The sequence below is a fragment of the Micromonospora sp. WMMD723 genome, from assembly GCF_049863385.1.
In the GTDB taxonomy this organism is placed as follows: Bacteria; Actinomycetota; Actinomycetes; order Mycobacteriales; family Micromonosporaceae; genus Micromonospora; species Micromonospora wenchangensis.
The window spans coordinates 5,807,678-5,833,645 of sequence record NZ_JBMKNR010000001.1 but is presented as its reverse complement, the minus strand read 5'-3'; the positions used below and the strand labels follow the sequence as shown (position 1 = coordinate 5,833,645).

At 74.1% G+C, this 25,968-nt stretch carries 27 protein-coding genes and 1 tRNA gene; 19 read left to right on the top strand and 9 right to left on the bottom strand.

Going from position 1 to position 25,968, the window contains the following annotated elements; translation table 11 throughout:
- Positions 1-74: 74 nt before the first annotated feature.
- Positions 75-1,496, bottom strand: coding sequence for an MFS transporter (locus ACN261_RS25325; protein ID WP_425853650.1), 1,422 nt, complete (start codon positions 1,494-1,496; stop codon positions 75-77).
- 121 nt (positions 1,497-1,617) lie between these two features.
- Positions 1,618-1,854 (bottom strand): hypothetical protein, encoded by a 237-nt coding sequence (locus tag ACN261_RS25320; protein ID WP_204928348.1) that lies wholly within the window; start codon positions 1,852-1,854, stop codon positions 1,618-1,620.
- Between the two features lie 140 nt (positions 1,855-1,994).
- Here ACN261_RS25320 and ACN261_RS25315 point away from each other — a divergent pair, with 140 nt between their 5' ends.
- A complete protein-coding gene (locus ACN261_RS25315) occupies positions 1,995-3,152 on the top strand; it encodes a geranylgeranyl reductase family protein (RefSeq protein WP_421482152.1) in 1,158 nt (385 codons plus the stop codon).
- Positions 3,153-3,175: 23 nt separating this feature from the next.
- Here the strand turns inward: ACN261_RS25315 and ACN261_RS25310 are convergent, their stop codons facing one another.
- On the bottom strand, positions 3,176-4,210 hold the full coding sequence (locus tag ACN261_RS25310; RefSeq protein ID WP_421482151.1) for an NAD(P)-dependent alcohol dehydrogenase: 1,035 nt from the start codon (positions 4,208-4,210) through the stop codon (positions 3,176-3,178).
- Positions 4,211-4,289: 79 nt separating this feature from the next.
- Here ACN261_RS25310 and ACN261_RS25305 point away from each other — a divergent pair, with 79 nt between their 5' ends.
- Positions 4,290-4,466 (top strand): hypothetical protein, encoded by a 177-nt coding sequence (locus tag ACN261_RS25305; RefSeq protein ID WP_421482150.1) that lies wholly within the window; start codon positions 4,290-4,292, stop codon positions 4,464-4,466.
- A 70-nt stretch (positions 4,467-4,536) separates the two neighbouring features.
- Here the strand turns inward: ACN261_RS25305 and ACN261_RS25300 are convergent, their stop codons facing one another.
- Positions 4,537-6,339, bottom strand: a complete 1,803-nt coding sequence (locus ACN261_RS25300; protein WP_421486821.1) for a bifunctional metallophosphatase/5'-nucleotidase — start codon at positions 6,337-6,339, stop codon at positions 4,537-4,539.
- Between the two features lie 234 nt (positions 6,340-6,573).
- On the opposite strand from ACN261_RS25300, the gene ACN261_RS25295 reads away from it, so the two are divergent.
- The gene (locus ACN261_RS25295) at positions 6,574-7,476 is read left to right on the top strand and encodes an SDR family oxidoreductase (RefSeq protein ID WP_421482149.1); all 903 of its coding nucleotides are present in this window, start codon (positions 6,574-6,576) and stop codon (positions 7,474-7,476) included.
- A 96-nt stretch (positions 7,477-7,572) separates the two neighbouring features.
- Here ACN261_RS25295 and ACN261_RS25290 read toward each other — a convergent pair whose 3' ends face one another.
- Both ACN261_RS25290 and ACN261_RS25285 read right to left on the bottom strand, forming a co-directional pair.
- Positions 7,573-8,226, bottom strand: a complete 654-nt coding sequence (locus ACN261_RS25290; RefSeq protein ID WP_421482148.1) for a nucleotidyl transferase AbiEii/AbiGii toxin family protein — start codon at positions 8,224-8,226, stop codon at positions 7,573-7,575.
- Entirely contained in the window at positions 8,223-8,555 is a 333-nt protein-coding gene (locus tag ACN261_RS25285; protein ID WP_421482147.1) for a hypothetical protein, read from the bottom strand. Before ACN261_RS25285 ends, ACN261_RS25290 begins: the two co-directional genes overlap by 4 nt.
- Before the next feature lie 376 nt (positions 8,556-8,931).
- Between ACN261_RS25285 and fdh the strand changes: the two genes are divergently transcribed.
- The 8 genes from fdh (at position 8,932) to ACN261_RS25245 (ending at position 18,256) form a co-directional block, all read left to right on the top strand.
- Positions 8,932-12,237, top strand: coding sequence for a formate dehydrogenase (fdh, locus tag ACN261_RS25280; protein ID WP_425852488.1), 3,306 nt, complete (start codon positions 8,932-8,934; stop codon positions 12,235-12,237).
- Positions 12,230-13,297 (top strand): 4Fe-4S dicluster domain-containing protein, encoded by a 1,068-nt coding sequence (locus tag ACN261_RS25275; protein ID WP_425852487.1) that lies wholly within the window; start codon positions 12,230-12,232, stop codon positions 13,295-13,297. The genes fdh and ACN261_RS25275 overlap by 8 nt, the downstream gene beginning before the upstream one ends.
- On the top strand, positions 13,294-14,493 hold the full coding sequence (nrfD, locus tag ACN261_RS25270) for an NrfD/PsrC family molybdoenzyme membrane anchor subunit (RefSeq protein WP_421482144.1): 1,200 nt from the start codon (positions 13,294-13,296) through the stop codon (positions 14,491-14,493). The genes ACN261_RS25275 and nrfD overlap by 4 nt, the downstream gene beginning before the upstream one ends.
- A 45-nt stretch (positions 14,494-14,538) precedes the next feature.
- Positions 14,539-14,634, top strand: a tRNA-Sec gene (locus tag ACN261_RS25265).
- Positions 14,635-14,661: 27 nt separating this feature from the next.
- Complete coding sequence (gene selA / locus ACN261_RS25260; RefSeq protein WP_425852485.1) at positions 14,662-15,957, top strand: L-seryl-tRNA(Sec) selenium transferase; 1,296 nt, start codon at positions 14,662-14,664, stop codon at positions 15,955-15,957.
- A 1-nt stretch (position 15,958) separates the two neighbouring features.
- Positions 15,959-17,716 (top strand): selenocysteine-specific translation elongation factor, encoded by a 1,758-nt coding sequence (gene selB / locus ACN261_RS25255; RefSeq protein WP_425852484.1) that lies wholly within the window; start codon positions 15,959-15,961, stop codon positions 17,714-17,716.
- Positions 17,717-17,789: 73 nt separating this feature from the next.
- Positions 17,790-17,987 carry a hypothetical protein gene (locus tag ACN261_RS25250; RefSeq protein ID WP_421482141.1) on the top strand — a complete coding sequence of 66 codons (198 nt, stop codon included), beginning with the start codon at positions 17,790-17,792 and terminating at the stop codon, positions 17,985-17,987.
- 104 nt (positions 17,988-18,091) lie between these two features.
- The gene (locus ACN261_RS25245; protein ID WP_421486820.1) at positions 18,092-18,256 is read left to right on the top strand and encodes an amidophosphoribosyltransferase; all 165 of its coding nucleotides are present in this window, start codon (positions 18,092-18,094) and stop codon (positions 18,254-18,256) included.
- 12 nt (positions 18,257-18,268) lie between these two features.
- Here the strand turns inward: ACN261_RS25245 and ACN261_RS25240 are convergent, their stop codons facing one another.
- Positions 18,269-18,919, bottom strand: coding sequence for a hypothetical protein (locus ACN261_RS25240; protein WP_425852483.1), 651 nt, complete (start codon positions 18,917-18,919; stop codon positions 18,269-18,271).
- Positions 18,920-19,050: 131 nt separating this feature from the next.
- Between ACN261_RS25240 and ACN261_RS25235 the strand changes: the two genes are divergently transcribed.
- Positions 19,051-19,251 (top strand): hypothetical protein, encoded by a 201-nt coding sequence (locus tag ACN261_RS25235; protein WP_421482138.1) that lies wholly within the window; start codon positions 19,051-19,053, stop codon positions 19,249-19,251.
- 78 nt (positions 19,252-19,329) lie between these two features.
- Here ACN261_RS25235 and ACN261_RS25230 read toward each other — a convergent pair whose 3' ends face one another.
- Together ACN261_RS25230 and ACN261_RS25225 are read right to left on the bottom strand one after the other, a co-directional pair.
- Complete coding sequence (locus ACN261_RS25230; protein WP_145919976.1) at positions 19,330-19,539, bottom strand: phosphatidylethanolamine-binding protein; 210 nt, start codon at positions 19,537-19,539, stop codon at positions 19,330-19,332.
- A 92-nt stretch (positions 19,540-19,631) separates the two neighbouring features.
- On the bottom strand, positions 19,632-20,522 hold the full coding sequence (locus tag ACN261_RS25225; protein ID WP_421482137.1) for a universal stress protein: 891 nt from the start codon (positions 20,520-20,522) through the stop codon (positions 19,632-19,634).
- Positions 20,523-20,681: 159 nt separating this feature from the next.
- On the opposite strand from ACN261_RS25225, the gene ACN261_RS25220 reads away from it, so the two are divergent.
- The 7 genes from ACN261_RS25220 to gcvH all read left to right on the top strand — a co-directional run bounded on the left by ACN261_RS25220 (position 20,682) and on the right by gcvH (position 25,961).
- A complete protein-coding gene (locus ACN261_RS25220; protein ID WP_421482136.1) occupies positions 20,682-21,857 on the top strand; it encodes a PP2C family protein-serine/threonine phosphatase in 1,176 nt (391 codons plus the stop codon).
- A gap of 47 nt (positions 21,858-21,904) precedes the next feature.
- Positions 21,905-22,375, top strand: coding sequence for a MarR family transcriptional regulator (locus tag ACN261_RS25215; protein ID WP_421482135.1), 471 nt, complete (start codon positions 21,905-21,907; stop codon positions 22,373-22,375).
- Positions 22,376-22,654: 279 nt separating this feature from the next.
- Positions 22,655-23,281, top strand: a complete 627-nt coding sequence (locus ACN261_RS25210; protein ID WP_421482134.1) for a CDP-alcohol phosphatidyltransferase family protein — start codon at positions 22,655-22,657, stop codon at positions 23,279-23,281.
- Positions 23,278-24,231: a DUF881 domain-containing protein gene (locus ACN261_RS25205; protein WP_425852479.1), complete on the top strand. Its 954-nt coding sequence runs from the start codon at positions 23,278-23,280 to the stop codon at positions 24,229-24,231. The genes ACN261_RS25210 and ACN261_RS25205 overlap by 4 nt, the downstream gene beginning before the upstream one ends.
- Positions 24,228-24,560 (top strand): small basic family protein, encoded by a 333-nt coding sequence (locus tag ACN261_RS25200; RefSeq protein ID WP_067311500.1) that lies wholly within the window; start codon positions 24,228-24,230, stop codon positions 24,558-24,560. Before ACN261_RS25205 ends, ACN261_RS25200 begins: the two co-directional genes overlap by 4 nt.
- A 9-nt stretch (positions 24,561-24,569) precedes the next feature.
- Entirely contained in the window at positions 24,570-25,526 is a 957-nt protein-coding gene (locus ACN261_RS25195) for a DUF881 domain-containing protein (RefSeq protein WP_421482132.1), read from the top strand.
- A gap of 54 nt (positions 25,527-25,580) precedes the next feature.
- On the top strand, positions 25,581-25,961 hold the full coding sequence (gene gcvH, locus ACN261_RS25190; RefSeq protein WP_204928412.1) for a glycine cleavage system protein GcvH: 381 nt from the start codon (positions 25,581-25,583) through the stop codon (positions 25,959-25,961).
- Positions 25,962-25,968: the final 7 nt, after the last annotated feature.

Here is a 25,968-nt window from a genome sequence, read left to right as displayed (position 1 = left end):
GAGTGTTCGCCGACGGTTCCCCCGCGGTTGGTGTCGCCTGTGGACCCCGGTTTCGGCGGCGGTGCTCGGCGGACTCAGTGGCGGTGGGCGGCGCGGTGGTTCAGCACGATGTCGGTCGCCGCGGCGACCAGGGCCAACGCGACGATACCCATGGCCAGCAGCAGGGAGTGCCGGAACGCGGCGGCCCACTGGCCGTCGGTGCTGGCCAGCGACGAGAAGAACAGCGCGCCGACGGCGGCGATGCCGGCGGCCGACCCGATCCGCTGCCCGGTCTGCAGCATGCCGGCCGCGCTGCCCGCCTGCGGCACCGGCACCTCGGACAGGGTCAACGTCTGGTTCGGGGTGATCACCAGGCCGCTGCCCAGTCCGGCGAGCAGCAGGGGCAGCGCGGTGAGCAGCGGGACCGAGCCGTGCGGGTCGCCGCGCAGCACGAACACCACCCCACCCAGCCCGACCAGCACCATGACCAGCCCGATCCCGACCAGCGGCCGGCCGAACCGGGTGACCAGCCGGCCACCCAGGGCGGCGGCCAGCGCCGAGCCGAGGGCGAACGGGGTGATCGCCAGGCCGGCGGTCAACGCCCGGTAGCCGAGGCCGTTCTGCAGGTAGAGGGTGAAGATGAAGAAGATCGCGGTGAAGCCGCCGAAGTAGATGAGCGCGATCACCGCCCCGATCGTGTACGACCGCAGCCGGAACAACCCCAGGTCGAACAGGGGGGTGCGGGTGCGCCCGTACCGGTGCTCCCAGAACCCGAAGCCGACCAGGACCACCAGCCCGGCCGGGATCAGCGCCCACTTCCACGGGCTGGGCCACTGTTCCCGCTGCACCAGCGGCAGCAGCAGGAGCGTCACGCCGACGCCGAGCAGCAGCACCCCGACCGGGTCGAGCCGGTGCCGGTCGAGCCGGCCGGCGGCCCGGGTGGGCAGCAGCCGCCAGCCGAGCAGCACCGCGAGCACCCCGACGGGGACGTTGACGAAGAACACCCACCGCCAGCCGTGGTCCTCCCCGCCGAGTTGGATGAGCAGGCCGCCGAGCAGGGGGCCGACGGCGGTGGAGATGCCGATGGTCGCGCCGAGCAGGCCGAACGCGCGCCCCCGCTCCGCGCCCCGGAACAGCTGCTGGATCAGGCCGGTCACCTGCGGGTTGACCACGCCGGCGGCGACGCCCTGCAGGAGCCGGGCGGCGACCAGCCAGGTCGGTGACTGGGCCAGCCCGGCCAGCGCGCTGGTGACGGTGAACAGGGCGACCCCGACGACGAAGGCGTTACGTCGCCCCCGGGCGTCGCCGAACCGGCCGGCCGGCACCAGGACCAGGCCGAAGGTCAGCGCGTAGCCCGACAGCACCCACTGCAGGTCGCTCGGGCTGGCCTGCAACGCGCGGTCCATCGACGGGACGGCGACGTTGACGATGCTGACGTCCAGCAGCGTCATGAACGCCGCGACCAGGCCGACGCCGAGGGCCTGCCAGCGGCGGCGGTCGTCGGTGGGGCCGCTCATGGGACCGTCGGCGGTGGTGCGGTCCCGCACGGACCGGTGATCGGGCATGCCGCAGCGCTACCCGGGGGCGGGGGCGGCAAACCGGTGTCCGGCCCGGCCGTCCGGCGGGGTGCGACGGTGCTCACGCCGGCTGGCGGGCGCACCAGCGGGGGCCGAAGTCCAGCCCGGCCAGCGGCGAGTCCTCCCGGTGCAGCAGGCCCTTCTCGGTGAGCTGGCGCAGGGGCGCGTGGACGTCCTGCTCGGCCAGCCCCGCCTCCTCGGCGATCAGGTCGGGGTAGGGGACCTGACTGCGTGTCTCCAGCACGCTGACCGCCTCGTAGACGCGCACCTCGACCTCCGACAGACGTACCTGCTGCATGGTGCCCCTCCTTGCCGTGGCCCCGGCCGGCCGGTCGGGCGGTCCGGGTGGCGCGGCTTACCCGCTGGCCGCCCGACGATGCCTGCCGGACGGCCGGTCGTGCGCGCCACCGGACGGGCCGGTGCCCTAGGCTGGGCGGCATGATCATCTGGGATCTCGTCGTGGTCGGTGCCGGGCCGGCCGGGCTCAGCGCGGCCCGGGAGGCCGCCGCGGCCGGCGTGCGGACGCTGGTGCTGGACCGGGCCGTGCATCCCCGCTACAAGACCTGCGGAGGTGGCCTGATCGGCACCTCGCTGTCGATGGTGGCCGGCCGGATCGAGGTGCCGGCGCACGACCGGGTCGACCGGGTCACCTTCACCCGCGACGGCCGGTGGGGCTTCACCCGCCGGCACGGCACACCCCTGGTGACGATGGTGCGCCGCGAGGAGTTCGACGACCGGCTGCGCGCGGCGGCGGTGTCCGCCGGGGCCGAGGTCCGCGAGGGCGTCGCCGTGCGCGCCCTCGACCAGGACCCCGACACGGTACGCGTCCGACTGGCCGACGGTTGCACGGTGACCGCCCGGACGGTGATCGGGGCCGACGGTTCCGCCGGGGTGACCGCCCGGCACGTGGGGGTCCGGTACGGGCAGGTGGACCTGGGCCTGGAACGGGAGTTGCCGGTGTCACCCGCGCAGGCGGCCCGCTGGCGGGGGCGGCTGCTGCTGGACTGGGGCCCGTTCCCCGGCGCGTACGGCTGGGTGTTCCCCAAGGGGGACCTGCTCACCGTCGGCGTGATCGGGGCCCGGGGCGAGGGCGAGCGCACCCGCGCCTACCTGCACAGCTTCCTCGACCGGCTGGGCCTGGCGCAGGTGCCCGCCGCGCACGACTCCGGGCACCTGACCCGGTGCCGGGTCGACGACTCCCCGCTGCGCCACGGCCGGGTGCTGGTGGCCGGCGACGCGGCCGGCCTGCTGGAGCCGTGGACCCGGGAGGGGATCAGCTACGCGCTGCGCTCCGGGACGCTGGCCGCCGCGGCGGTCGCCGCCGGTGACCTGGACCGCTACCCCCGCGACGTGCACGAACGCCTGGTGCCGTCGATGCGCGCCGGCCGGCGGATGCTGACCCTGTTCGCCCGCCGCCCGCAACTGTGCCACGCGTTCGTGGCGACCCCGGCCGGCTGGTCGATGTTCGTCCGGTTCTGCCAGGGCCGGCTGAGCTTCGACCGGACCATGGACCGGCTGCCGGTGCGGGCCGTGGAGGCCCTGCTGGACCGGCTGCCCGCCCGGGGTCCGCAGCCGGCCGGGCCGTCCGGCCGCTGACCCGCCGGGCCGACGGAGCCGGGTCAGGGCACGATCACCGCACGGCCGTGGATCTCGCCGGCCCGCAGCAGGTCGTACGCCTCGGGCGCGCGGTCCAGCGGGAAGGTCTGCACGTCGGCGGTGAGCAGCCCGGCCCGGCCCAGGGCGATCACCTCCCGGAGTTCGGCCCGGGTGCCCCAGAACGGGACCGTGACGCTGGTCTCGAACGGCACGGTGGGCGGCTCGTCGGCGACCGGCCGCACCGGCAGGGTGCCGCCGCCCAACCCGACCAGCAGCAGCCGGCCGCCGGTGGCCACGACGCTGCGGGCGGTGGTGAGGGTGGCGTCCACCCCGACGCAGTCGATGACCACGTCCGCGCCGTCGGGCGCCGGGCCGACCAGCTCCCGGAGCCGGTCGACCGTGTCGGGGCCGGCCGGTACCACGTGGTGCGCGCCGACCCGGGTGGCCAGGTCGAGGGCGGCGACGTTGCTGTCCACCGCGATGATCCGCACGGCGGTGGTGGCGGCGAGGATCTGCACCGCCATGTGCCCCAGTCCGCCGATGCCGATCACCACGACCGACGTCCCGGGTCGCAGCGCCGGCCGGGCCAGCTCGATCGCGTGGTACGGGGTCAGCCCGGCGTCGGTCAGCGGCGCGGCCTGGGTCATCTCCAGGTCGCCGACGGGCAGCAGCCGGGAGGCAGGCACCACCACGTGCTCGGCCAGCCCGCCGTCGCGGCTGAGCCCGATCCCGCCGGGAGGCACGGTGCGGCACTGGTTCTCCGAGCCCCGCAGGCAGCCCCGGCAGGTGCCGCAGCCGATGATCCCGTAGACGGCGACCCGGTCCCCGGCGGACCAGCCGGTGACGCCGTCGCCGGGGGTGTCCACGGTGCCGGCGATCTCGTGGCCGAGGGTGATCGGGGTGGGGTAGAGGCCCGGCGGGGCGTCGAGGATGTGCAGGTCGGAGTGGCAGGCACCGACCGCGCCGACGCGTACCAGCACCTCGCCGGGGCCGGGCGTCGGGGTGGGCACCTCCACCTGTTCGAGCACCCCGGGGGCGGTCATCCGTACCGCGCGCATGGTTTCGTCCTCTCGTCGCCGACGGTCCCGCGCGCTTACCCCTCCCGCCGGCCTTGATGCCGGGCGCACACTGAGCGTCATGAGCGAACCGTTCACCGACGAGCAGTACGCGTTCCTGCGGCACGCCCGTTTCGGCGAGCTGCCACCGGCGGTACGTCCCGACGAGCGGTCGGCGTCGACCGAGACCGACCCGCCCCGCTACCAGCCCGATCCGACCCCCGGCCAGTACGAGCAGGACCTGCGCGCGGGCGGCTGAACCGACGGGCCCCGGGATGCCACCCCGGGGCCCGTCGGGCAGGCCGTGCGGTGAGCGACGGCCGGTCGGCTCAGAAGACCGGCACGCCGGCGCGGACCAGTCGCCAGTTCGGCACGAAGAAGTCGGCCGGGTCGATGGTGCCCCGGGCCTGCGCCCAGTCGATGAGCAGCTGGCGGATCTCCTGCTGCGCGTTGTAGACCTGGGTCTTCACGATGCCGGGGAAGTTCCCGCCGCCGCTGCGCCGGTAGTTGTTCACCGCGACCACGAACTGCGCGTCGGCGGCGACCGGGGTGTCGGTGCCGGGTAGCACCAGCCGGGTGATCCGCTGCCCGACCGGCCGGGAGACGTCGACGTCGTAGTCCAGCCCGGAGATCACGTCGTAGTTGTAGTCCGGCACGGCCGGGTCGCTGATCGTCGCCGGGTCGACAGGTGCGCCGACCGGCAGCGTGGTGAAGTACTTCGCCGAGTACTCCAGGTACGCCTTCACCTCGGCGCCGGTGAGCACCACCGCCTCCAGGGTGTTGTCGTAGACGTACAGCCCGGCGACGTCCCGGATGCGCACGTCACCCTGCGGGAACACGGCGGTGCGGCTGAACGGCGCGGCGATCGACAGCACCGGCAGCGCCGCGTACGGGCCGCCGGTGAGCGCGGCGGTGACCACCTCGGTCTGCACGTGGTTGATGAAGTCCAGGATCGGGGTGTCCCGGTAGCGCGACTCGGCCGCCGACAGTTCCTGCGCGGACCGGGCGACCACCGTGTTGACGTACCCGACGGTCGTGGCGTGCTGACCGCGTACGGCGGCGAGCACCGTCGGGTCCTCGACCACGGTGTTGGTGTTGAGCATGGTGGCGCCCTTGGCGACGACCTTCCAGCGGCCCCGCTCCCGGGTGAGGGTGAAGTCCATCCGGGTCAGCCGCTGCCCCCACTTGGACGGTTCGGCGGTGAGCACCTGCGCACCGGTGGCGGTGTTGGTGACGAACTTCTCCACCACCTCGTTGTGGGCGTGGCCGAACAGGATCGCGTCGATGCCGGGGACCTGCTGGGCGATCAGCGCGACCGGGTTCTCGTTGGGCAGCTCCGGGCCGTAGCTGGAGGTGCCGCTGTCGCCGCCGTGGGCGGAGACGATGACCAGGTCCGCGCCGCGTGCCCGCATGACCGGCACCCACTTCGCGGCGGTCTCCACCATGCCGGGGAAGACCAGCTTGCCCTCCACGTTGCCCTTGTCCCAGATGGCCACCCCGGGGTTGGTCAGGCCGAGGATGCCCACGGTCAGGGTCGGCGAGCCGGGCCCACCGGGCCGCACCCGCTTGAGCACGTACGGCTGGAACGCCGGCCTGCCGGTCTTCGCGTTCACCGCGTTGGCGGCCAGCGCCGGGAAGCCCAGCTGGCCGATCCAGGTGGCCAGCAGCGGCAGCCCGTAGTTGAACTCGTGGTTGCCCAGCGTCACCGCGTCGTACCGCAGGATGTTCATCGCGCGGGCCATCGGGTGCGTCGCGCCGGTGACGGTGATCGGCTCCTGCTTGGCGTAGTACGTGGCCAGCGGGGTGCCCTGGATGGTGTCGCCGGCGTCGAGGACCAGGGTGGCCCGGCCCCGGCGCTCGGCGCGGATCTGGTTGACCAGGGTGGCGAGCTTGGCGATGCCGACGTCGTTGTGCTTGCTGTCGTCGAACTCGGCGTCGCGGTAGTAGTCCCAGTTGTAGACGTTGCCGTGGGTGTCCGAGGTGCCCAGGACGGTCAGGTCCCAGGTTTTCGGACCCTTCGGGCCCTGCCGCCCGGCCGCCCGGGCGGGCGCGCCGGCGATCAGCGGGGCGGTGGCCGCGGCGGCGGCGACGGCCAGCACCTGGCGGCGCGACGCGCCGGGGGAGGAGGTCATGGGGGTGCCCTTCGACGGGGATGGACGCGCCTCGTAAGCGCCGTTGCGCACCATAACGACCAGCGGTCGCTCCTGCCACAGTGGCCCGCACTGTTCCACCACCACGCCGTCGCCGGTCACCTGCCGGTCACACCACCGTCGACGGGTGCCAGGCACGGGTTGTTTCCGGCCGACCCGTCGGGGTAGGTGACCGAGAGACCCAGAACGGACCAAAGCAGACAGGGGAGCCGCACGGTGAGCCAGGACCAGTACACCCCGCAGGACCCGAACACCCAGTACGGCCACCAGGAGGGTCAGCCGGCCCAGCAGCAGTCGACGCCCGGCCGGACCGACCGGATGGGCCCGGAGCCCGACCACGGCGAGACGTCGTACCGGGGCAGTGACCGGTTGGCGGGCAAGCGGGCCCTGATCACCGGCGGCGACTCGGGCATCGGCCGGGCGGTGGCGATCGCGTTCGCCCGGGAGGGCGCCGACGTGGTGGTGTCCTACCTCGACGAGGACGAGGACGCCGACGCCCGGGAGACCGTCCGGCTGATCGAGGAGGCCGGCCGCCGGGGGGTCGCGGTGCGCACCGACCTGACCGACGAGCAGCACTGCCGTGACCTGGTCGACCGGACGGTGACCGACCTCGGCGGGCTGGACATCCTGGTCAACAACGCGGCGTACCAGATGGCCCAGGACGACGGCATCGAGGCGATCAGCACCGACCAGTTCGACCGGGTGATGAAGACCAACCTGTACGCGATGTTCTGGCTCTGCCGCAGCGCCCTGCCGCACCTGAAGGAGGGCGCGACGATCATCAACACCACCTCCATCCAGGCGTTCGACCCGTCGCCGCCGCTGCTGGACTACGCCACCACCAAGGCGGGCATCGCCAACTTCACCAAGGGGCTCGCCGCGCAGCTCGCCGACCGGGGCATCCGGGTCAACGCGGTGGCGCCCGGCCCGATCTGGACGCCGCTGATCCCGGCGACCATGCCGCCTGAGAAGGTGGAGAAGTTCGGCACCGACACCCCGCTGGGCCGGGCCGGGCAGCCCGCCGAACTGGCCCCCGCGTACGTCTTCTTCGCCTCGCAGGAGTCCAGCTACGTCACCGGGGAGATCCTGGGCGTGACCGGCGGCCGGTTCACCAAGTGACCGCCCCGTCCGCCGGGCCGGGGCCCCGGCCCGGCGGCCGGTTCACCAAGTGACCGCCCCGTCCGCCGGGCCGGGGCCCCGGCCCCGGTCCGGCGGTCAGCGGGGCCAGTCCGCCAGCCGGCGACGGACCTGCGCGATCTGCGTCGGGTCCAGGCCGTAGCGGGCGAGCCGCCGGTCCGGCAGCCGGTCCAGGTAGCGGCCGGCGGCCCGCACGTCCTCGTCGGCCAGCGCCGGGTCCACCTGCCGGGCCAGCATCAGCAGCTCGTCGACCGGGTACTGCGCCAGCGCGGCGGCGACGTCGATGTAGTCGCGGGCCTCCCGCCGGTTGACCAGGGCGGCGGTCTTGTTGGCGATCAGGTCGCGGACGTCCATCACCGGACCGAGGTCCATCACCACCGGTGAGCGGTAGCGGTCGAGCCGGGCCAGGCTGAGCCGGATCTGCCGGTCGTCCCGGCCGACCACGAAGTCCCGGATGTCCCGGTCGAAGCCCTCGAAGAGGTCACCGAGGTCGCTGTCCGGGTCGGCCGGCGCGACGGTGTACCCGGCGCGTTCCAGCGCAGCGCACACCTCCGCCGCCGCGGCGGCGGCCGCCCCCTCCACGTCGGCGAACAGGTCGACGTCCTCGGTGGGGCGGGTGACCAGGCCGTGCGCCGCCCACGCCACCCCGCCGCCGAGGACGAACCGGTGCGGCCCGGCCGCGGTGAGGGCGACCCGGGCGACCTCCCGGTAGAAGTCGTGCAGGTGGGTCACGCGGTCCGCAGACCCCGGTGCCGGCTCTCCCAGGCCGACCGGACCCCCCGGGGCAGGTTGAGCCGCCGCCACACCCGGCGCAGGGTGCGTCCGTCGATCAGTGCCCGCAGGTCGTCGGCGCGGGTGGTCTCGCGCAGCACGTTCTCGTACAGCCAGAGCAGGTCGTCCGGTTCGGCCAGGTCGAACGTGCGTTCGCTGCTCCACATCAACCGGACCGGCAGCTCCACCACCCCGCCGGTGGGGCCGGTCAGCTCCGCCAGGGTGCGCGCCACCACCACCGGCCGGCCGGGCCGGGCCAGGTGGGTGGTGGTCGCCAGGGTGGCCTGCATGGTGTCAGGGTAACGCCGCCGCGACCTGCGCCGGCACGCGACTTTCCCCGGACCGGCCTGCGCCGGCCCTGCGCGACCGGGGCGCGGACGGTCGGCGCGGGGTATCCTGGTGGGCAGGAGCGTCGGTGTGTCCAGTGTCCCCGGGCCTCACCTGAATTGCCGTCGCGGAGTTCCGTTCGGCTGGAGCCGCGTTGCGCCACGCGCCGAGAGGCGACATGCACACCGGCGCTCCGCCACCGTGATACGGCGTTGCCCCCGACCGGGCCGGTCGGGGGCAACGCCGTATCCGTGCACGGAGATCCCCACCCGGGTCGCATCCTCCGCTCCGCTGGCCTATGTTCAGTAGGTCGGATCATGCCCGGGAGGGAGGTGCGCGGTGGGTCTGCGGACGTTCATCGCGGGCTGGCCGGTCTACCGGCAGCTCACCGGCACCGACCCGCTCGGCCGGGGCGCGGCGGCACAGTCGGAGCGTTCCGCCGGGCTGACCGCCCGCACCGGGACCGCCGACCGGGTGGCCCGTTCGGTCTGTCCGTACTGCGCGGTCGGCTGCGGGCAGCGGGTGTACGTCTCCGACGACCGGGTCACCCAGATCGAGGGCGACCCGGACAGCCCGATCTCCCGGGGGCGGCTCTGCCCGAAGGGCTCGGCCAGCAGGAGCCTGGTCACCAGCCCGCTGCGGCAGACCACGGTCCGCTACCGGCGTCCGTATTCCACCGAGTGGGAGGATCTCGACCTCGACACCGCGCTGGACATGATCGCCGACCGGGTCCTCGCCGCCCGCGAGCAGACCTGGGAGGACGTCGACAGCGACGGCCGGCCGCTGCACCGCACGCTGGGTATCTCCAGCCTGGGCGGGGCGACGCTGGACAACGAGGAGAACTACCTCATCAAGAAGCTGTTCACGGCGATGGGGGCGCTCCAGATCGAGAACCAGGCCCGCATTTGACACTCCGCCACCGTCCCCGGTCTGGGGGCCAGCTTCGGTCGCGGTGGCGCGACGGACTTCCAACAGGACCTCGCCAACGCTGACGTCATCGTCATCCAGGGGTCGAACATGGCCGAGGCCCATCCGGTGGGCTTCCAGTGGGTCATGGAGGCTAAGCGGCGCGGCGCGAAGGTCTTCCACGTCGATCCCCGGTTCACCCGCACCAGCGCGGTGGCCGACTCGTACCTGCCGATCCGGGCGGGCACCGACATCGCCCTGCTCGGTGGCGTGGTCCACTACATCCTGGACAACGAGCTGGACTTCCGGGAGTACGTGCTGGCGTACACGAACGCGGCGACGATCGTCAGCGAGCAGTTCGCCGACACCGAGGACGGCGACGGCCTGTTCTCCGGCTACGACCCGAACACCGACAGCTACGTGCAGACCAGCTGGCAGTACGCCGGGCACGAGGGGGACTCCGGCAGCGGGCACACCGCCAAGGAACGCGACAGCGCGGCCGGCCTGCGGCACGAGTCGCACGGTGCGGAGGTGGACGGGCGGGTCCAGCGGGACGAGACGCTCCAGCATCCGCGCTGCGTCTACCAGATCCTGCGCCGGCACTTCGCCCGCTACACCCCCGAGATGGTGGAGCGGGTCTGCGGCATCCCTGCGGAGAAGTTCCTGGAGCTGGCCCGCGCCTGGACGGAGAACTCGGGCCGGGACCGCACCGGCGCGCTGGTCTACTCGGTGGGCTGGACCCAGCACAGCGTCGGTGTGCAGTACATCCGCACCGGGGCGATCATCCAGTTGCTGCTGGGCAACATGGGCCGGCCGGGCGGCGGCATCCTGGCGTTGCGCGGGCACGCCAGCATCCAGGGCTCCACGGACATCCCGACGCTGTTCAACCTGCTGCCCGGTTACCTGCCGATGCCGCACCACGCCGACCACCCGACGTTCGACGAGTGGGTGGACAGCATCCGTCACCCCGGCCAGAAGGGCTTCTGGGGCAACGCGCGGGCGTACGCGGCGAGCCTGCTCAAGGCGTACTGGGGGGACGCGGCGACCCCGGACAACGACTTCTGCTACGACCACCTGCCCCGGATGACCGGCGACCACGGCACCTACCAGCAGGTGCTGAACATGATCGACGGCAAGATCAGGGGATACTTCCTGCTCGGCCAGAACCCGGCGGTCGGCTCGGCGCACGGGCGGGCGCAGCGCCTCGGCATGGCCAACCTGGACTGGCTGGTGGTCCGCGACCTGTTCATGATCGAGAGCGCCACGTTCTGGAAGAACGGCCCCGAGGTGGCCACCGGCGAGATCGTCCCGGCGGAGTGCCGCACCGAGGTGTTCTTCCTGCCGGCGGCCTCGCACGTGGAGAAGGAGGGCACCTTCACCCAGACCCAGCGGCTGTTGCAGTGGCGGGAGAAGGCCGTCGAACCGCCGGGCGACGCCCGCTCCGAGCTGTGGTTCTTCTACCACCTGGGGCGGCGGCTGCGGGAGAGGTTGGCCGGTTCCCCGCACCGCCGCGACCGTGCCCTGCTCGACCTGGCCTGGGACTACCCCACCCACGGCCCGCACGACGAGCCGAGCGCCGAGGCGGTGCTGCGCGAGATCAACGGCTACGACGTGTCCACCGGCCGCCCGCTGTCCTCGTTCACCGAGGCGAAGGACGACGGCAGCACCGCCGTCGGCTGCTGGATCTACTCCGGCGTCTACGCCGACGGCGTCAACCAGGCCGCCCGCCGCCGGTCCCGGCACGAACAGGACTGGGTGGCCGCGCAGTGGGGCTGGGCGTGGCCGGCGAACCGGCGCATCCTCTACAACCGGGCGTCGGCCGACCCGCAGGGCCGACCGTGGAGCGAGCGCAAGAAGTACGTCTGGTGGGACCCGCAGGCCGGCGAGTGGACCGGCTACGACGTGCCGGACTTCGAGAAGACGAAACCGCCGGGGTACCGCCCGCCGCAGGGGGCGTCCGGGCCGGCGGCGCTGGCCGGCGACGACCCGTTCATCATGCAGGCCGACGGCAAGGGCTGGCTGTACGCGCCGAGCGGGGTGCTCGACGGTCCGCTGCCGACGCACTACGAGCCGGCGGAGTCGCCGATGCGCAACCCGCTCTACGGCCAGCAGGCCAACCCGACCCGCAAGGTGTACGCCCACCCGGTGAACTCGGTGAACCCGAGCCCGCCGCAGGAGCACAGCCAGGTCTTCCCGTACGTGTTCACGGTCAGCCGGCTCACCGAGCACCACACGGCCGGGGCGATGAGCCGCACGGTGCGTCCGCTGGCCGAGCTGCAACCGGAGATGTTCGTGGAGGTGTCCCCGGAGTTGGCCGCCGAGGCGGGCCTGACCCATCTCGGTTGGGCGCACCTGATCAGCGGGCGTGCGGTGATCGAGGCGAAGGTGCTGGTCACCGACCGGCTCACCCCGTTGCGGGTGGACGGTCGGATCATCCACCAGCTCTGGCTGCCGTACCACTTCGGCTACGAGGGCCTGGTCACCGGCGACTCGGCCAACGACCTGTTCGGCATCACCCTGGACCCGAACGTGCTCATCCAGGAGAGCAAGGTCGGCACCTGTGACGTCCGGCCGGGCCGGCGACCGACCGGCCCGGCGTTGCGGGACCTGGTCGAGGACTACCGTCGACGGGCCGGGATCGTGCCCGGCGAACGCCCGCCGACGGTGACGACCCCGGTGCTGCGACCGGCCGGTCGAAGCGACGACGGCCCACGGGAGAAGGGCGCCGACCATGCCTGACGCCAACAGCCTCTACGGCCCGCTCGATCCGGCCCCGGACGCGGGCTGGACGGCTGCCGGGCCCCGGATGGGGTTCTTCACCGACACCAGCGTCTGCATCGGCTGCAAGGCGTGCGAGGTGGCCTGCAAGGAGTGGAACGCCGTCCCCGAGTCCGGCTTCGACCTGCTCGGCATGTCGTACGACAACACCGGCGCGTTGACCGCGAACTCCTGGCGGCACGTGGCCTTCATCGAGCAGCCGGTGCCGGCCGGGCACCGTACGGCGACCTTCGCCGGGAACCCGACCGGCGGCTCGGCGGGCGCCACGTCGGCGGCGGTGGCCGCCGGCACCGGCAGCGCCAGCGGCACGAACCCGGGCGTCCCGCCGGGTGACGCCGCCGCCCGGATGGCCGACGCCGGGTCGCCAGTCGCCCCGGACGGCACGGGCACCCGGTTCCTCGGGATGCCGGGGGCCGCACCGCCCGGCCGGGGCACGGGGGCCGAGACCCGCACCGACTTCCGCTGGTTGATGATGTCGGACGTCTGCAAGCACTGCACCCACGCCGCCTGCCTGGACGTCTGCCCCACCGGGTCGCTGTTCCGCACCGAGTTCGGCACCGTCGTGGTGCAGGAGGACATCTGCAACGGCTGCGGTTACTGCATCTCCGCCTGCCCGTACGGGGTGATCGACCAGCGCCGGGGCGACGGCCGGGCGTGGAAGTGCACGCTGTGCTACGACCGGCTCGGCGCGGGCATGACCCCGGCCTGCGCCCAGGCGTGCCCGACCGAGTCCATCCAGTACGGCCCCCTCGACGAGCTGCGGGAGCGGGCCGCGCAGCGGGTCGCCACGCTGCACGAACGGGGTGTGCCGCAGGCCCGGCTCTACGGCCACGACCCGACCGACGGTGTCGGCGGCGACGGCGCGTTCTTCCTCCTCCTCGACGAGCCCGAGGTGTACGGGCTGCCCCCGGACCCGGTGGTCACCACCCGGGACCTGCCGAGGATGTGGCGGCGGGCGGGGCTTGCCGCGCTGGCGATGACGGCGGCGGCCGTCGCCGCGTTCGTCGGGGGGTCGTCGTGACCGCCGGCCGGGTTCCGGTGGGGGAGCGGTTCCGGGGCTTCCGCGCCCGGCTCGCCGCCGACGGTGTGTTCCGGCCGCAGCGTTCCTCGGCGCGGCTCGGCCACGGCCCGAAGGTCGGCGTCGGCCCGATCGACGCTGCGGGCCCGACCGGTGCGGTGGGCGCTGCCGACGCACCGGTCGTCGTACCGCCCCGGGACGTTGCACCGGTGGCGAGGCGGCGGCGTGGCCGGGGTGGGCGCGGCGGCGAGGAGCTGCGCGTCCCGGAGGCGGAGTTCACCTCCTACTACGGCCGGCCGATCCTCAAGGCCCCGGTGTGGCGGTGGGACATCGCCGCGTACCTGTTCACCGGTGGGTTGGCCGCCGGGTCGTCGCTGCTGGCCGCCGGAGGGCAGCTCACCGGCCGGCCGGCGCTGCGCCGGGCGGGTCGGGTCACCGCGTTGGGCGCGGTCACCGCCAGCGCCTACTTCCTGATCCACGACCTCGGGCGGCCGGCGCGCTTCCACCACATGCTGCGGGTGGCGAAACCGACCTCGCCGATGTCGGTGGGCACCTGGATCCTCACCGCGTACGGCCCGGCCGCCGGGTTGGCCGCCGTCGCCGAGGGCGCACCGCTGCTACCGGCACGCGGCGTGTTCGCCCCGGTGCGTCGGCTGCTGCCGCCGGCCGGGCAGGTCGCCGGGTTGGCCGCCGCCGCCGTCGCGCCGGCGCTGGCCACGTACACCGGGGTGCTGTTGGCCGGCACGGCGGTGCCGTCCTGGCACGAGGCGTACCCGGAGCTGCCGACCATCTTCGCGGGCAGCGCCCTGGCCAGCGGCGCCGGTGTCGGGCTGCTGGCCGCGCCCTGCGCCCAGGCCGGCCCGGCCCGGCGGATGGCGGTAGCCGGGGCGGCCCTGGAACTGTGGGGCGCGCACTCGGTGGAGACCCGGCTGGGGCTGCTCAGTGAGCCCTACCGGCTCGGTACGGCGGGTCGGCTGCTGCGCGCCGGTCGCCTGCTCACCGCCGCCGGGGTGGTCGGGGCGCTGGCCGGGCGACGCAGCCGGGTGCTGTCCGCGCTGTCCGGTACGGCGCTGCTGGCCGCGTCGGTGGCCACCCGGTTCGGCATCTTCCACGGCGGGGTGGCCTCGGCACGGGACCCGAGGTACACGGTGCTGCCGCAGCGGGAACGGATCCGTCGCCGCGAGGCCGGGCAGGTCTGACACCTCGCCGCGCCACCGCCACGGCCCTGTGGTTGACTCGGGGGCGGAGGCGTTCAGGCGGCTGGTGCCCCTCCCAGCCTTCAAAGCTGGTGTGGTCCGGGACCCGGGCCAGGCGGGTTCGATTCCCGTCCGTCTCCGCCAAACGGTCCGCGGGGGAGATGACGACGCATGGGTGAGGCGGTCGATCCGCGTCGGCGGGTGCCCCGCACCGACGCGGTGCTGGCCGATCCGGCGCTGGCCGCAGCGGTGGCGACCCTCGGCCGGGCCCGGGTCAAGGCCGCCGTCGCCGACGCCCAGCAGCGGGTCCGGCACGGTGAGATCGGCCCCGAGCAGGTCCGCGACGCCGCCCTCGCCGCGCTGCCCGCCCCGAACCCCCGGGCGGTGCTCAACGCCACCGGGGTGGTGCTGCACACCAACCTCGGTCGGGCCGTGCTGTCCCCGGCCGCCGTCGACGCGCTGGTCGCCGCCGCCGGCAGCACCGACGTGGAGCTGGACCTGGGCACCGGCCGGCGCGCCCGCCGTGGCCGGGAGGCGCTGGCCGCGCTGGCCGCCGCGGTGCCCGACGCCGCCGCCGTGCACGTGGTCAACAACGGGGCGGCGGCCCTGGTGCTCGCCGCGACCGCGCTGGCCGCCGGCCGGGAGATCGTGGTCAGCCGGGGTGAGCTGGTGGAGATCGGCGACGGGTTCCGCCTGCCCGACCTGCTGGCCAGCACCGGCGCCCGGCTGCGCGAGGTCGGCACCACCAACCGCACCACCCGCGACGACTACGCCCGGGCGCTCGGCTCGGACACCGGTTTCGTGCTGAAGGTGCACCCGTCCAACTTCGTCGTCACCGGCTTCACCTCCGCCGTCGGCGTCGACGACCTGGCCACCCTCGGCGTGCCGGTGGTCGCCGACATCGGCTCCGGCCTGCTCACCGCCGACCCGCTGCTGCCGGCCGAGCCGGACGCGGCGAGCACCCTGCGGGCCGGAGCCCACCTGGTCACCGCCAGCGGCGACAAGCTTCTCGGCGGCCCGCAGGCCGGGTTGCTGCTCGGCGACGCCGACCTGGTCGACCGGTTGCGTCGGCATCCGCTGGCGCGGGCGCTGCGGGTCGACAAGCTGACCCTCGCCGCGTTGGCGGCCACCCTGCACGGGCCGAGCACCCCGACCCGCGACGCCCTGCACGCCGACCCGGCCGTGCTGCGGGACCGCTGCGAACGGTTGCGCGACGCCCTCGGTGCCGAGGGGCGCAAGGCCGAGGTGGTGCCCAGCGTCGCCGTGGTCGGCGGGGGCGGTGCCCCGGGCGTCGAGCTGGACTCCTGGGCACTGGCCCTGCCCGAACGGTACGCCGCCGCCCTCCGGGAGGGCGACCCGCCGGTGCTCGGCCGGGTGGTCCGGGGCCGGCTGCTGCTGGACCTGCGCTGCGTGTCCGCCGACGCCGACGACACGCTGCGCGACGCGGTGCTGCGGACGGTCGACTGAGATGCACGTCGTCGCCACCGCCGGGCACGTCGACCACGGCAAGTCCACCCTGGTCCGGGCGTTGACCGGGATGGAACCGGACCGGTGGGCCGAGGAACGCCGCCGGGGGATGACCATCGACCTCGGCTTCGCCTGGACCACCCTGCCCGGCGGCGACCAGGTCGCCTTCGTCGACGTGCCGGGGCACGAACGGTTCGTGCCGAACATGCTCGCCGGGGTGGGGCCGGTGCCGGCCGCCCTGGTGGTGGTCGCCTCCGACGAGGGGTGGATGCCGCAGTCGGCCGAACACCTGGCCGCCCTGCACGCCCTCGGGGTGTCCCACGGGCTGCTGGTGGTGACCCGGGCGGACCTGGCCGATCCGGGGCCGGCGACGGCACAGGCCCACGCGCGGCTCGCGGCGACGTCGCTCGGCGCGGTGGAGTCGGTGGCGGTCAGCGCGGTCACCGGCGTCGGCCTGCCGGAGCTGCGCGCCGCCCTGGACCGGCTGGTCGCCCGGCTGCCCGCGCCGGACACGGACCGGCCGGTGCGGCTGTGGATCGACAGGGCGTTCACCATCCGGGGCAGCGGCACCGTCGTCACCGGCACCCTCGGCGGAGGTGAACTGCGCGTCGGCGACCGGTTGACGCTCGCCACCACCGGCGAACCGGTCCGGGTGCGGGGCCTGCACCGGCTCGGGACGCCCGCGTCCCGGGTCGCCGCGGTCGCCCGGGTGGCGGTCAACCTGCGCGGGGTGCCCCGGGAGCGGCTCGGGCGCGGCGACGCGCTGCTCACCCCCGACCGGTTCCACCGGACCGACCTGGTCGACGTGCGGCTGGCCGGTGATCCGGCAGGTGACCTGCCGGCGACGCTGACCCTGCACGTCGGGTCGGCGGCCGTTGCCGTCCGGGTCCGGCCGTTGGGCGGCGACACCGTACGGTTGCGGCTGGCCCGGCCGCTGCCGCTGCTGACCGGGGACCGGGCGTTGCTGCGTGACCCGGGTCGGCACCACGTCTGCGGCGGGGTGACGGTGCTGGACGTGGCTCCGCCGCCGCTGTCCCGCCGGGGTGCCGCCGCCGCCCGCGCCGCCGTCCTGGCCGACCTGGACGGGCGTCCCGACCTGGCCGGGGAGCTGCGTCGCCGCCGGCTCGTGCGGGCCGCCGAGCTGACCCGGATGGGCGTCACCGGCGACGCGACCCCGGTCGTCGGGGACTGGCTGGCCGACCCGGCGCACTGGCGGTGGCTCAGGGAGCGGCTGGTCGAGGAGGTGGCCGCCTGGGCGGCCGCGCACCCGCTGGAGCCCGACGCCCCGACCGAGGCGGTGCGGCAGCGTCTCGGCCTGCCCGACCGGGCCCTGGTGGAGGCGCTGGTCCGGCCGCCGTTGACGCTGCGGGCCGGCCGGATCGGCACCGGCGTCCCCGGGCTGCCCGAGCCGGTGGCCCGCGCGATCGACCGGGTCCGGGGCGAGTACGCCGCCCATCCGTTCCGCGCGCCGGAGGCCGACCGGCTCACCGCGCTGGGTCTGGGCCCCCGGGAGGTGGGCGCCGCCGTACGGGCCGGCGCGCTGCTGCGGCTGGCGGAGAACGTGGTGCTGCTGCCCGACGCCGCCGACGACGCGGTACGGGTGCTCGCCCGGCTGCCGCAGCCGTTCACGCTCAGCGCCGCCCGGCAGGCCCTGGACACCACCCGTCGGGTGGCGGTGCCGCTGCTGGAGCTGCTGGACCGGCGTGGGGTGACCCGACGGCTGCCCGACGACGCCCGGATGGTCGTCGGCTGCGGTTGACCGGCAGGTGTTTCCGGTTCGCGGTGCCGGCGAACAGCCCTCGGCCCGGTCCGGGGTCGCCTACCGTGACGCCATGGACCCTTCGGCGGTCTGGCGGGACCGGAACCATCGCTGGCGGATCGAGGCGTACCGGGTGCCGGACCTGCGGTTCGCCATCTTCGCCACCAACGGCCCCACCGAGTCGGCCCCGCTGTGGTTGTTCGGCATGGCGGCGCTGGCCCGCTGGTTGATGACCCACGCCATCTCCCTGGACGACCTGGAGACGGTCTGACCGGGAGCGTCGCCCGGACGGGGGAATCCGCCCGGAACGTCGGCCTGCGCGCCGGGGACGCGCTTACGGTGCGGGGCGTGAAGGACCGAGGAATACGGACGTTTCTGGCGGTGCTCGCCGGCCTCGCGGTGTTCTACTTCGGGGTGACCGGGCACCGTTCCACCGAGGACGGTGGCGGGGTCTCCGGCGGTGTGGTGCTGCTGGCCCTGCTGGCGGCCCTGCTGGTGTGGTACCTGACCAGGCCGGCGGGCAACAAGCCGGTCGACTGACCGACCGTCCCCCTAGCGGGCGGCGGTGCGGGTCACCTCGCCCGCCGACTCCTCACCGAGGGCCACCCGCACCAGCGCCGACGCGAGCCGGCCGAAGTCCGGCGCGGCGACCAGCCCGGCCAGCCCGTGCGGATCGGCCGGGAGGCCGAGGCGTTTCGCCCCGGCCAGGGTGCGCCGGTCGGCGTACGGGCGGACGTCCGGCCAGACCGTCTGCACCTCCCGCAGGAAGATGTCCGCCCCGGTCGGGCCGATCCCGGGGAACTCGGTCAGCCGTCGCCGCAGCGCCGCCGGTTCGCCCCCGGTCTCCCGGTGCATCCGCCGCAGGTCACCGTGCCAGCGGTCCAGGCACAGCCGGGCACCGGTGCCCAACATGGTCGCGGTCCGCTCGTCGTAGCGGCGGTAGTGGCCGCGTCCCAGCGCGTCGACCCGGTCCTGCCAGCCCGACGCCTCCATCGCCTGCGGGGTACGCCAGCCGGCGGCGAACAGTTCGCGGGCGGCGGCCACCGCCACCTGGGCCCGGATCCGGGTGCTCAGCAACGTGGTCAGCACCAGCAGTTGGTAGAGCGGACCGGGCCGGTCGGCCAGCGTGATGCCGGCGTCCTCGGCGTAGGTGCTGCCCTGGCGGGCCAGCAGCGTCCGGGCCACCCGTCGGTCGTCTCCCATCACCCGGTACTACCCGTCCTGGCGCCGCTCAGCCCTGCTCAGGCGAGGCGGTCCGCATGCGCACCGTGCTGGCGGGTAACCCGACGACGGGCGCGGAGCAGCCGTGCCCGTCCACCCGGAAGGAGACACCCGTGACGAACGTGCAGCAGCCCGAGATGCGCCGCAACGGGAAGAACCCGACCGTGCAGGACAGCAAGGGGCCCGGCGCGACCGGTCACCCGGCCAACCCCGGCAGCTCGGCGGGGGACCGGGGCCGCCCGACACCCCGCGGCCAGGCGTCCCCGTACGGTCCGGGCGCGTCGACCGCCGACGACGACAGCGACCGCCGCTGACCGCGCCGCCGCATGACCGCCGGGCGGCGTGAGCGACGGCCGGGCCGACGCCCCTGTGGGGAGCGTCGGCCCGGCCGCTCACTTCGGGTCGCCGGGTCCGCGTTCGCCCTTGGGGCCGTAGGCCCGCTCACCCCGGACCATGCCGCGCTGGCCCCGGTCCTCCTGGAGGATCCGGTTGGCGACCTGGTTGGCCTCCTGGTCCGACGCGCGTCCCGACTGTTCGATCAGGTCGCGCAGCCGCGCCCGTTCCTTGTCGTACGCGTTGCTTCCCGGCCGTGGTCCTGGCATGTCGCCTCCTCGGTGGTCCGCCTGCGGTACCCGCGCCGACTACCCGTCCCCGGCCCGGCCAACCGCCCCCCCACCGGGTGCCGGAGGGTGGCCTACCGGTCGGTCGCCGGCTCCCGTACCACCGCCACCGGGCAGACGCTGCGGTGCAGCACCCCGTGGCCGACCGAGCCGAGCAGCAGCCCGGCCAGTTCGCCGTGGCCCCGGCCGCCGACCACGACCAGTTGGGCCCGGCGGGACGCCTCGGTGAGGGCGGCGACCGGGCGGGCGCGTACGGGCTCCCGGTCGACCGGCAGGTCGGGGTGGCGGTCGGCGAGCCCGGCGAGGCTTGCGGCGAGCACGTCGTCCTCCTCGTCGCGCAGCCGGGCCTCGTCGTACACCAGGGGTTGGAAGTCACCGGGGCCGGCGGAGGCCGGATGGGTGTAGGCGTGCACGGCCCGCAACCGGACCCCACGCCCGGCGGCCTGCGCGGCGGCGAAGTCCACCGCGGCGCGGGAGGCCGCCGACCCGTCGACCCCGACCACCACCGGGCCGTCGTCGGTCGGGGTGCCCCGGGCGACCAGCACCGGGCAGTCGGCGTGGGTGCTGACCTGGATCGCCACCGAGCCGACCACCAGGGCGCCGAAACCACCGAGACCCCGGTCGCCGAGCACGATCATCGCCGCGGCGGGGGAGGTGCCGAGCAGCACCGCCGACGCCTCACCGTCGATGATCTCCCCGGTGACCCGGAGGCCGGGGCTGACCGCGCGGGCCTGCGCCACCGCCGCCTCGACCAGGTCCTGGGCGGTGCGGCGCAGCCCGCCGCCGGGCGGGTCGGCGGCGACCGGGTCGACCGGGGTGTGCAGCAGCGGCCAGATGAAGCCGTGCACCACCCGCAGCGGTCGGCGCTGGCGGGCCGCCTCGGTCGCGGCCAGCCGGACGGCGCGCAGTGCCGGCTCGGAGCCGTCCACGCCCACCACGATCGCAGCGTCGTCCGTCGAGTCCACCGTGCGCACCTCCTGCCCGGGTCAGTATCGCGGCTGGTGGGGGCCGGCGGGCCGATACCGCCGCCGGTTCCTCCCGGGTCGCCCGGTGCCCCGGGTGGGGGTGGACCGGCCGCTCCGTATGATGCTTGCTCTGTAGCAAGAATCTCGGAGGACAAAACCATGCCGGACGCGCTCGCAGCGATGTCGCGCGCGCTACGTGAGGCCCCGCCCGACCAGGTGGTGGAGGCCGCCGATCGGGCGCTGCGGTCGGAGTTGGCCGCGGTGCGGGTCGACGCGTTCCTGGCCGACTACCGGATCAGCGGGTTGTGGTCGGTGCTCGATCCGGAGGCGTCCGCCGGGTCGCTCACCGGCCGGAGCGCCGCCCAACGCTGTTTCTCAAGCCAGCAACCGGTGCGCGAGCCGTCCGACGGCGGATGCTGTCGGGTCTGGGTGCCGCTGACCACCCGGGGGGAGCGGCTGGGGGTGTTCCTGGTCGAGCTGGCCGTCAGCCCGGACGATCCGACGGTGGAGCTGATCGTCGACCTGGGCGTCGACCTGGCGACCACGTTGCGGGCGGCCGACCGGGAGACCGACAGGTACCGGCGGACACGGCGTCGGGAGCGACTGAGCATGGCCGCGGAGATGCAGTGGGACCTGCTACCGGGGCGCAGCGTCACGCACGAGGCGTTCCTGCTGGCCGGGCAGCTCGAACCGGCGTACTCGGTGGGCGGTGACCACTTCGACTGGTCGGTCGACCCGGGGCGGCTCACCCTCACCGTCCTCAACGGCGCCGGCACGGGCCTGTCGGCGGCGATGCTCACCGCGCTCACCGTGAACGCCATCCGCAACGCGCGCCGCTCGGGCGGCGGGCTGGTGGAGCAGGCCGAGTTGGCCTCGGACACGCTGTTCTACCAGCACCGGGGGCAGCGGCACGTGGCGACGCTGCTGTTGTCGGTGGACACCGCCACCGGCCGGGCGCGGGCGGTGGACGCCGGTTCGCCGCGGGTGCTGCGGCTGCGGGGGACCACTGTCGAGCGGATCGCCCTGGAGCAGCAGTTGCCGTTGGGCATGTTCGCCGAGACCCGCTACACGGTGCAGGAGTTCGACGTACTGCCCGGTGACCGGCTCTTCGTGGTCAGCGACGGCGTGTACGACGCGCAGCCGGGCGGTCAGGAGGCCTACGGTGAGCGGGCGATGGCCCGGTCGATGCGGTCGACTCGGCTGCAACCGGCGACGGAGGCGGTTGGTACGGTGATGCGCGAGCTGTTCGCCTATCATGCCGACACTGATCTACGTGACGACGCCGTTGTCGTGTGCCTGGACTGGTGCGGGCCGGGCGGGCGGCGCGAACGGTGATCGGCCGTCAGCGACTTACGACAGCGGACAATCGCAGGGGACAGCGGGTGGAGCGACCTCCGGATCTTGCTGCGGCGATCGATGCCGCGGCTGAGGCGCTCGTCGGCGTGCTCGATTCCGCCACCTCCCGTCACCAGGTGGCGGTCCCGCCGACCCAGCTGCGGGTGCTGGCGCTGATCCGGGACCGGCCGGAGACGAACGTCAACGGGCTGGCCGAGCTGCTCGACGTGGTGCCCTCGTCGGCCAGCCGGCTCTGTGACCGGCTGGAGGCGACCGGGTTGCTGCGTCGGACCCCGGACCCCCGGGACCGGCGGGAGGTGCGGTTGGTGCTCACCGCTGCGGCGGTGAGCCTGCTGACCGAGCTGCGGGAGCGTCGGCACCGGGCGGTGCAGGCGGTGCTGGACCGGATGCCACCGCGGGTCCAGCACGAGCTGCTGCTGGCGCTGTTGGCGTTCGGGCAGGCGGCGGCTGCGGGCACGCCCACCGCCCAGCCCGACACCCCCGCCCGCACCGCGTGAACCGTTCCCCCCATCGTCCACTAGTGTCCTAGGATGCCTTAGCGGTGGTGACGCACCACACACACCGCCGGACCACCCCAAGGAACGCGCGCCCCACCGGGGCAGCCGTCCGCGCCCGATATAGTGGCTGCCGGTCCGGGGTGCCGAGCGCCCCGGACCACACCAGGGGGAGGTCCCGGCCCGGGATCACCGAGACACCGGCGAGCGCCGGTCCGGTAAGCGCACGGCTGACCGTGGTGCCCACCCGGGCACCCGGACCGTGCTGCGGGGGGAGGTTCGGTGTCACGTCGGGCTCGGGCAGAGCATCCGCGCGGACCGGGCGGTGACGCCGCCGACCGGGTGCTGACGTTGCCGAACCTGATCAGCTTCGTCCGGCTGCTCGGCGTACCCCTGTTCCTCTGGTTGTTCCTGGTCGTGGAGGCGGACGTGGCGGCGATCGTGGTGCTCGCCATCGGCGGCACCTCCGACTGGGTGGACGGCTGGATCGCCCGCCGCCTCGGGCAGGTCAGCCGTCTGGGCGAGCTGCTCGACCCGCTGGCCGACCGGCTCTACATCCTCGCCACGCTGCTCGCCTTCACCGCCCGGGAGGTGGTGCCGTGGCAGTTCACGGCGGCGCTGCTGGCCCGGGAGGTGCTGTTGCTCGGTTCGTTGGCGGTGCTGCGCCGGCACGGGTACGGGCCGCCGCCGGTGCACTACGTCGGCAAGACCGCCACCTTCCTGCTGTTGGCCGCGTTCCCGGTCCTGCTGCTGGCGGCGGCGACCACGTCGGTGACGGCGACGACCGCCGCGGCCATCGGCTGGGGGCTGGCCTGGTGGGGTCTGGTGCTGTACTGGGTGGCCGGCGCGATGTACGTGGTGCAGGCGGCCCGGCTGGTCCGCGCGGTCCGGCGGGGGGTCGCCGCGTGAGCGCGCCGGGGGACGGGTCGAAGCGTCCGACGCGGTTGTTCACCCCGGACTTCCTCACCGAACTGTTCCAGAACCCGTTGGACCCGGGTTACGCCGACGCGGCGGCCCGGCGGCGGCGGGACCCGGCGTCGGGTTCCGGGTGGCGGGGGGCGTCCGCGCGGGCGGTGGCGGTCGTGGTGGTCGCCGCGGTGGGGTTCCTGTTCGCGGTGGCGTACCGGGAGACGATGGCCGACGAGCCGAGTCGCAGTCAGGCGCGGGCCGCGTTGATCGCGCAGATCAAGCAGCGGGAGGCGGAGACCGACGCGATGACGGCGCGGGCGGCGCGGTTGCGTGAGGAGGTCGGTCGGCAGCGGGACGCGGCGTTGAGTGGTTCGCAGGCGGCCCGGTTGCGCAACCTGGAGGCGGGTACGGGGCTGGGCCGGGTGCGGGGTGACGGGGTGGTGGTGACGTTGACCGACGCCGCGGTGCAGGACGGCGGCGCGGTCAACGGTGACTCGTCGGCGGGTCCGTCGCGGGTGATCTATTCGGATCTGCAGAAGGTCGCCAACGACCTGTGGGCCGCGGGCGCGGAGGCGATCGCGATCAACGGGCAGCGGTTGACGGCGACGTCGACGATCCGTTCGGCGGGGGCGGCGATCCTGGTCGACTTCCGTCCGGTGACCAGCCCGTACGAGGTGTCGGCGATCGGGCCGCGGTCGTTGCGGGACCGGTTCGACGACAGCCGGTCGGCGTATCTGATGCGTCGGGTGGCCCGGGACACCGGGTTGTCGTTCGAGGTGCGCCGGGCGGAGGACCTCACGTTGCCGGCCGCGCCGGAGCCACGGCTACGCTACGCGCAGCCGTCGGTCAGTCCGAGTCCGTCGCCGGCGGGTTCGGGTGCTGTCGGTTCGTCCGGTGCCGGGTCGTCCGGTCCGGGTTCGTCTTCCCGTCCCTCCGGAGGTGTCCGATGATCGCGGTGCTGGCGTTGCTCGCCGGTGTGGTGCTGGGGATCTATCTCGATCCGACGGTGCCGGCGGCGTTGCAGCCGTACCTGCCGATCGCTGTGGTGGCCGCGCTGGACGCCGTGTTCGGTGGGGTTCGGGCGAAGCTCGACCGGATCTTCGACGACAAGCAGTTCGTGGTGTCGTTCATCTCGAACGTGTTGGTGGCGGGTCTGATCGTGTATCTGGGTGACCAGTTGGGGGTGGGTGGGCAGTTGTCCACGGGTGTGGTGGTCGTGTTGGGGGTGCGGATCTTCGGGAATGTGGCGGCGATCCGTCGGCACCTGTTCCGGGCGTAGGTTGGTGTCGTGAGCGACGAGCATCGGGAGACGGGTACGGGGTGGCCGCAGCCGGTGGAGCCGGTGCGTCCGCCGGGGCCGGCGGGTGAGCCGGATCCGCGGCCGGACGCGCCGGATGCGGACGAGTTGAGTCCGTTGGTGCCGGATGAGCCGTCGCGGGAGCGGCCGTCGGGGTCGGGTGACGACGACGGGGCGACGGTGAACCTGGCGGAGGTGGCGTCGGCGGAGCCGTCGGGCGCGGCCGGGCCCTCGTCGGCGGGTCCGGCGGGGCGGAAGGTGTCCTCGGCGGCGGTGATGATCGCGGCGTTGCTGGCGTTGTTGGGGTTCACGTTGGTGGTGCAGTTGAAGACGACCTCGACGGATCCGACGTTGGCGGCGACCCGGCAGGAGGACCTGGTGCGGATCTTCTCGGATCTGGATTCCCGGGAGAAGCGTCTGCAGCAGGACATCGAGGGCCTGGAGGACAGCCAGCGGCAGTTGCGTTCGGGTGAGCAGGGTCGGCAGGCGGCGTTGGAGGAGGCGACGAAGCGGGCCGACGAGTTGGGCATCCTGGCGGGTACGTTGCCGGCGCGGGGGCCGGGGTTGGCGGTGCGGTTCGAGCCGGGTGGTAAGCCGATCCGGGCGGACCGGGTGTTGGACGCGGTGCAGGAGTTGCGGGGTGCGGGTGCGGAGGCGATGCAGATCTCGGGTGGGGATCGGGCGTCGGCGCGGATCATCGCCTCGACGTACTTCCTGGACGGGGCGGGGGACGTGTTGGTGGTGGACGGGCGGCCGTTGACGGGTCCGTACACGATCACGGTGATCGGTGACCCGGAGACGATGCGTACCGCGTTGAACATTCCGGGCGGGGTGGCCGCATCGGTTCGCGGTGACGGCGGTAACGTGAGCGTCGAGGATCGTGAGGTTGCCGAGGTTTCGGCGCTGCACGCGCCGTTGAAGCTGGAACACGCCCGTCCGGTCTCCTGACCGGCGCGGCCGCGCCGGGTGGTCCCGGTGCACCGATGGATGAGGGACGCGCTGGTGATTCCTGAGGATCTGCGTTACACCGCCGAGCACGAGTGGGTGGTGGGTGCCGAGGGCGGTAACGTCCGGGTGGGTATCACCCAGTTCGCGCAGGATGCGCTGGGTGACATCGTGTTCGTCCAGTTGCCGGACTCCGGTGCGGTGGTGGAGGCCGGTGAGTCGTTGGGTGAGATCGAGTCGACCAAGAGCGTGTCGGAGATCTACGCGCCGGTGAGTGGGACGGTGGCGGCGCGCAACGAGGCGTTGGCCGACACTCCTGAGGTGATCAATTCTGATCCGTACGGTGCGGGTTGGTTGGTGGAGATCGTGCCGGCGGACCCGGCGGCGGTGGACGGGTTGTTGACCGCTGCCGCGTATCGTGAGCTCACCGAGAGCTGAGTGGTGT

Bases quoted from the DNA above. Each gene is read 5' to 3' on its own strand.
- selA (WP_425852485.1), top strand. From the start codon at position 14,662: ATGGGTGAGGCGGTCGATCCGCGTCGGCGGGTGCCCCGCACCGACGCG.
- ACN261_RS25285 (WP_421482147.1), bottom strand. From the start codon at position 8,555: ATGCAGGCCACCCTGGCGACCACCACCCACCTGGCCCGGCCCGGCCGG.
- ACN261_RS25310 (WP_421482151.1), bottom strand. From the start codon at position 4,210: ATGCGCGCGGTACGGATGACCGCCCCCGGGGTGCTCGAACAGGTGGAG.
- ACN261_RS25320 (WP_204928348.1), bottom strand. From the start codon at position 1,854: ATGCAGCAGGTACGTCTGTCGGAGGTCGAGGTGCGCGTCTACGAGGCG.
- ACN261_RS25305 (WP_421482150.1), top strand. From the start codon at position 4,290: ATGAGCGAACCGTTCACCGACGAGCAGTACGCGTTCCTGCGGCACGCC.
- ACN261_RS25275 (WP_425852487.1), top strand. From the start codon at position 12,230: ATGCCTGACGCCAACAGCCTCTACGGCCCGCTCGATCCGGCCCCGGAC.
- ACN261_RS25325 (WP_425853650.1), bottom strand. From the start codon at position 1,496: ATGAGCGGCCCCACCGACGACCGCCGCCGCTGGCAGGCCCTCGGCGTC.
- ACN261_RS25250 (WP_421482141.1), top strand. From the start codon at position 17,790: ATGGACCCTTCGGCGGTCTGGCGGGACCGGAACCATCGCTGGCGGATC.
- ACN261_RS25220 (WP_421482136.1), top strand. From the start codon at position 20,682: ATGCCGGACGCGCTCGCAGCGATGTCGCGCGCGCTACGTGAGGCCCCG.
- ACN261_RS25240 (WP_425852483.1), bottom strand. From the start codon at position 18,919: ATGGGAGACGACCGACGGGTGGCCCGGACGCTGCTGGCCCGCCAGGGC.
- ACN261_RS25230 (WP_145919976.1), bottom strand. From the start codon at position 19,539: ATGCCAGGACCACGGCCGGGAAGCAACGCGTACGACAAGGAACGGGCG.
- ACN261_RS25200 (WP_067311500.1), top strand. From the start codon at position 24,228: ATGATCGCGGTGCTGGCGTTGCTCGCCGGTGTGGTGCTGGGGATCTAT.
- selB (WP_425852484.1), top strand. From the start codon at position 15,959: ATGCACGTCGTCGCCACCGCCGGGCACGTCGACCACGGCAAGTCCACC.
- ACN261_RS25300 (WP_421486821.1), bottom strand. From the start codon at position 6,339: ATGACCTCCTCCCCCGGCGCGTCGCGCCGCCAGGTGCTGGCCGTCGCC.
- ACN261_RS25315 (WP_421482152.1), top strand. From the start codon at position 1,995: ATGATCATCTGGGATCTCGTCGTGGTCGGTGCCGGGCCGGCCGGGCTC.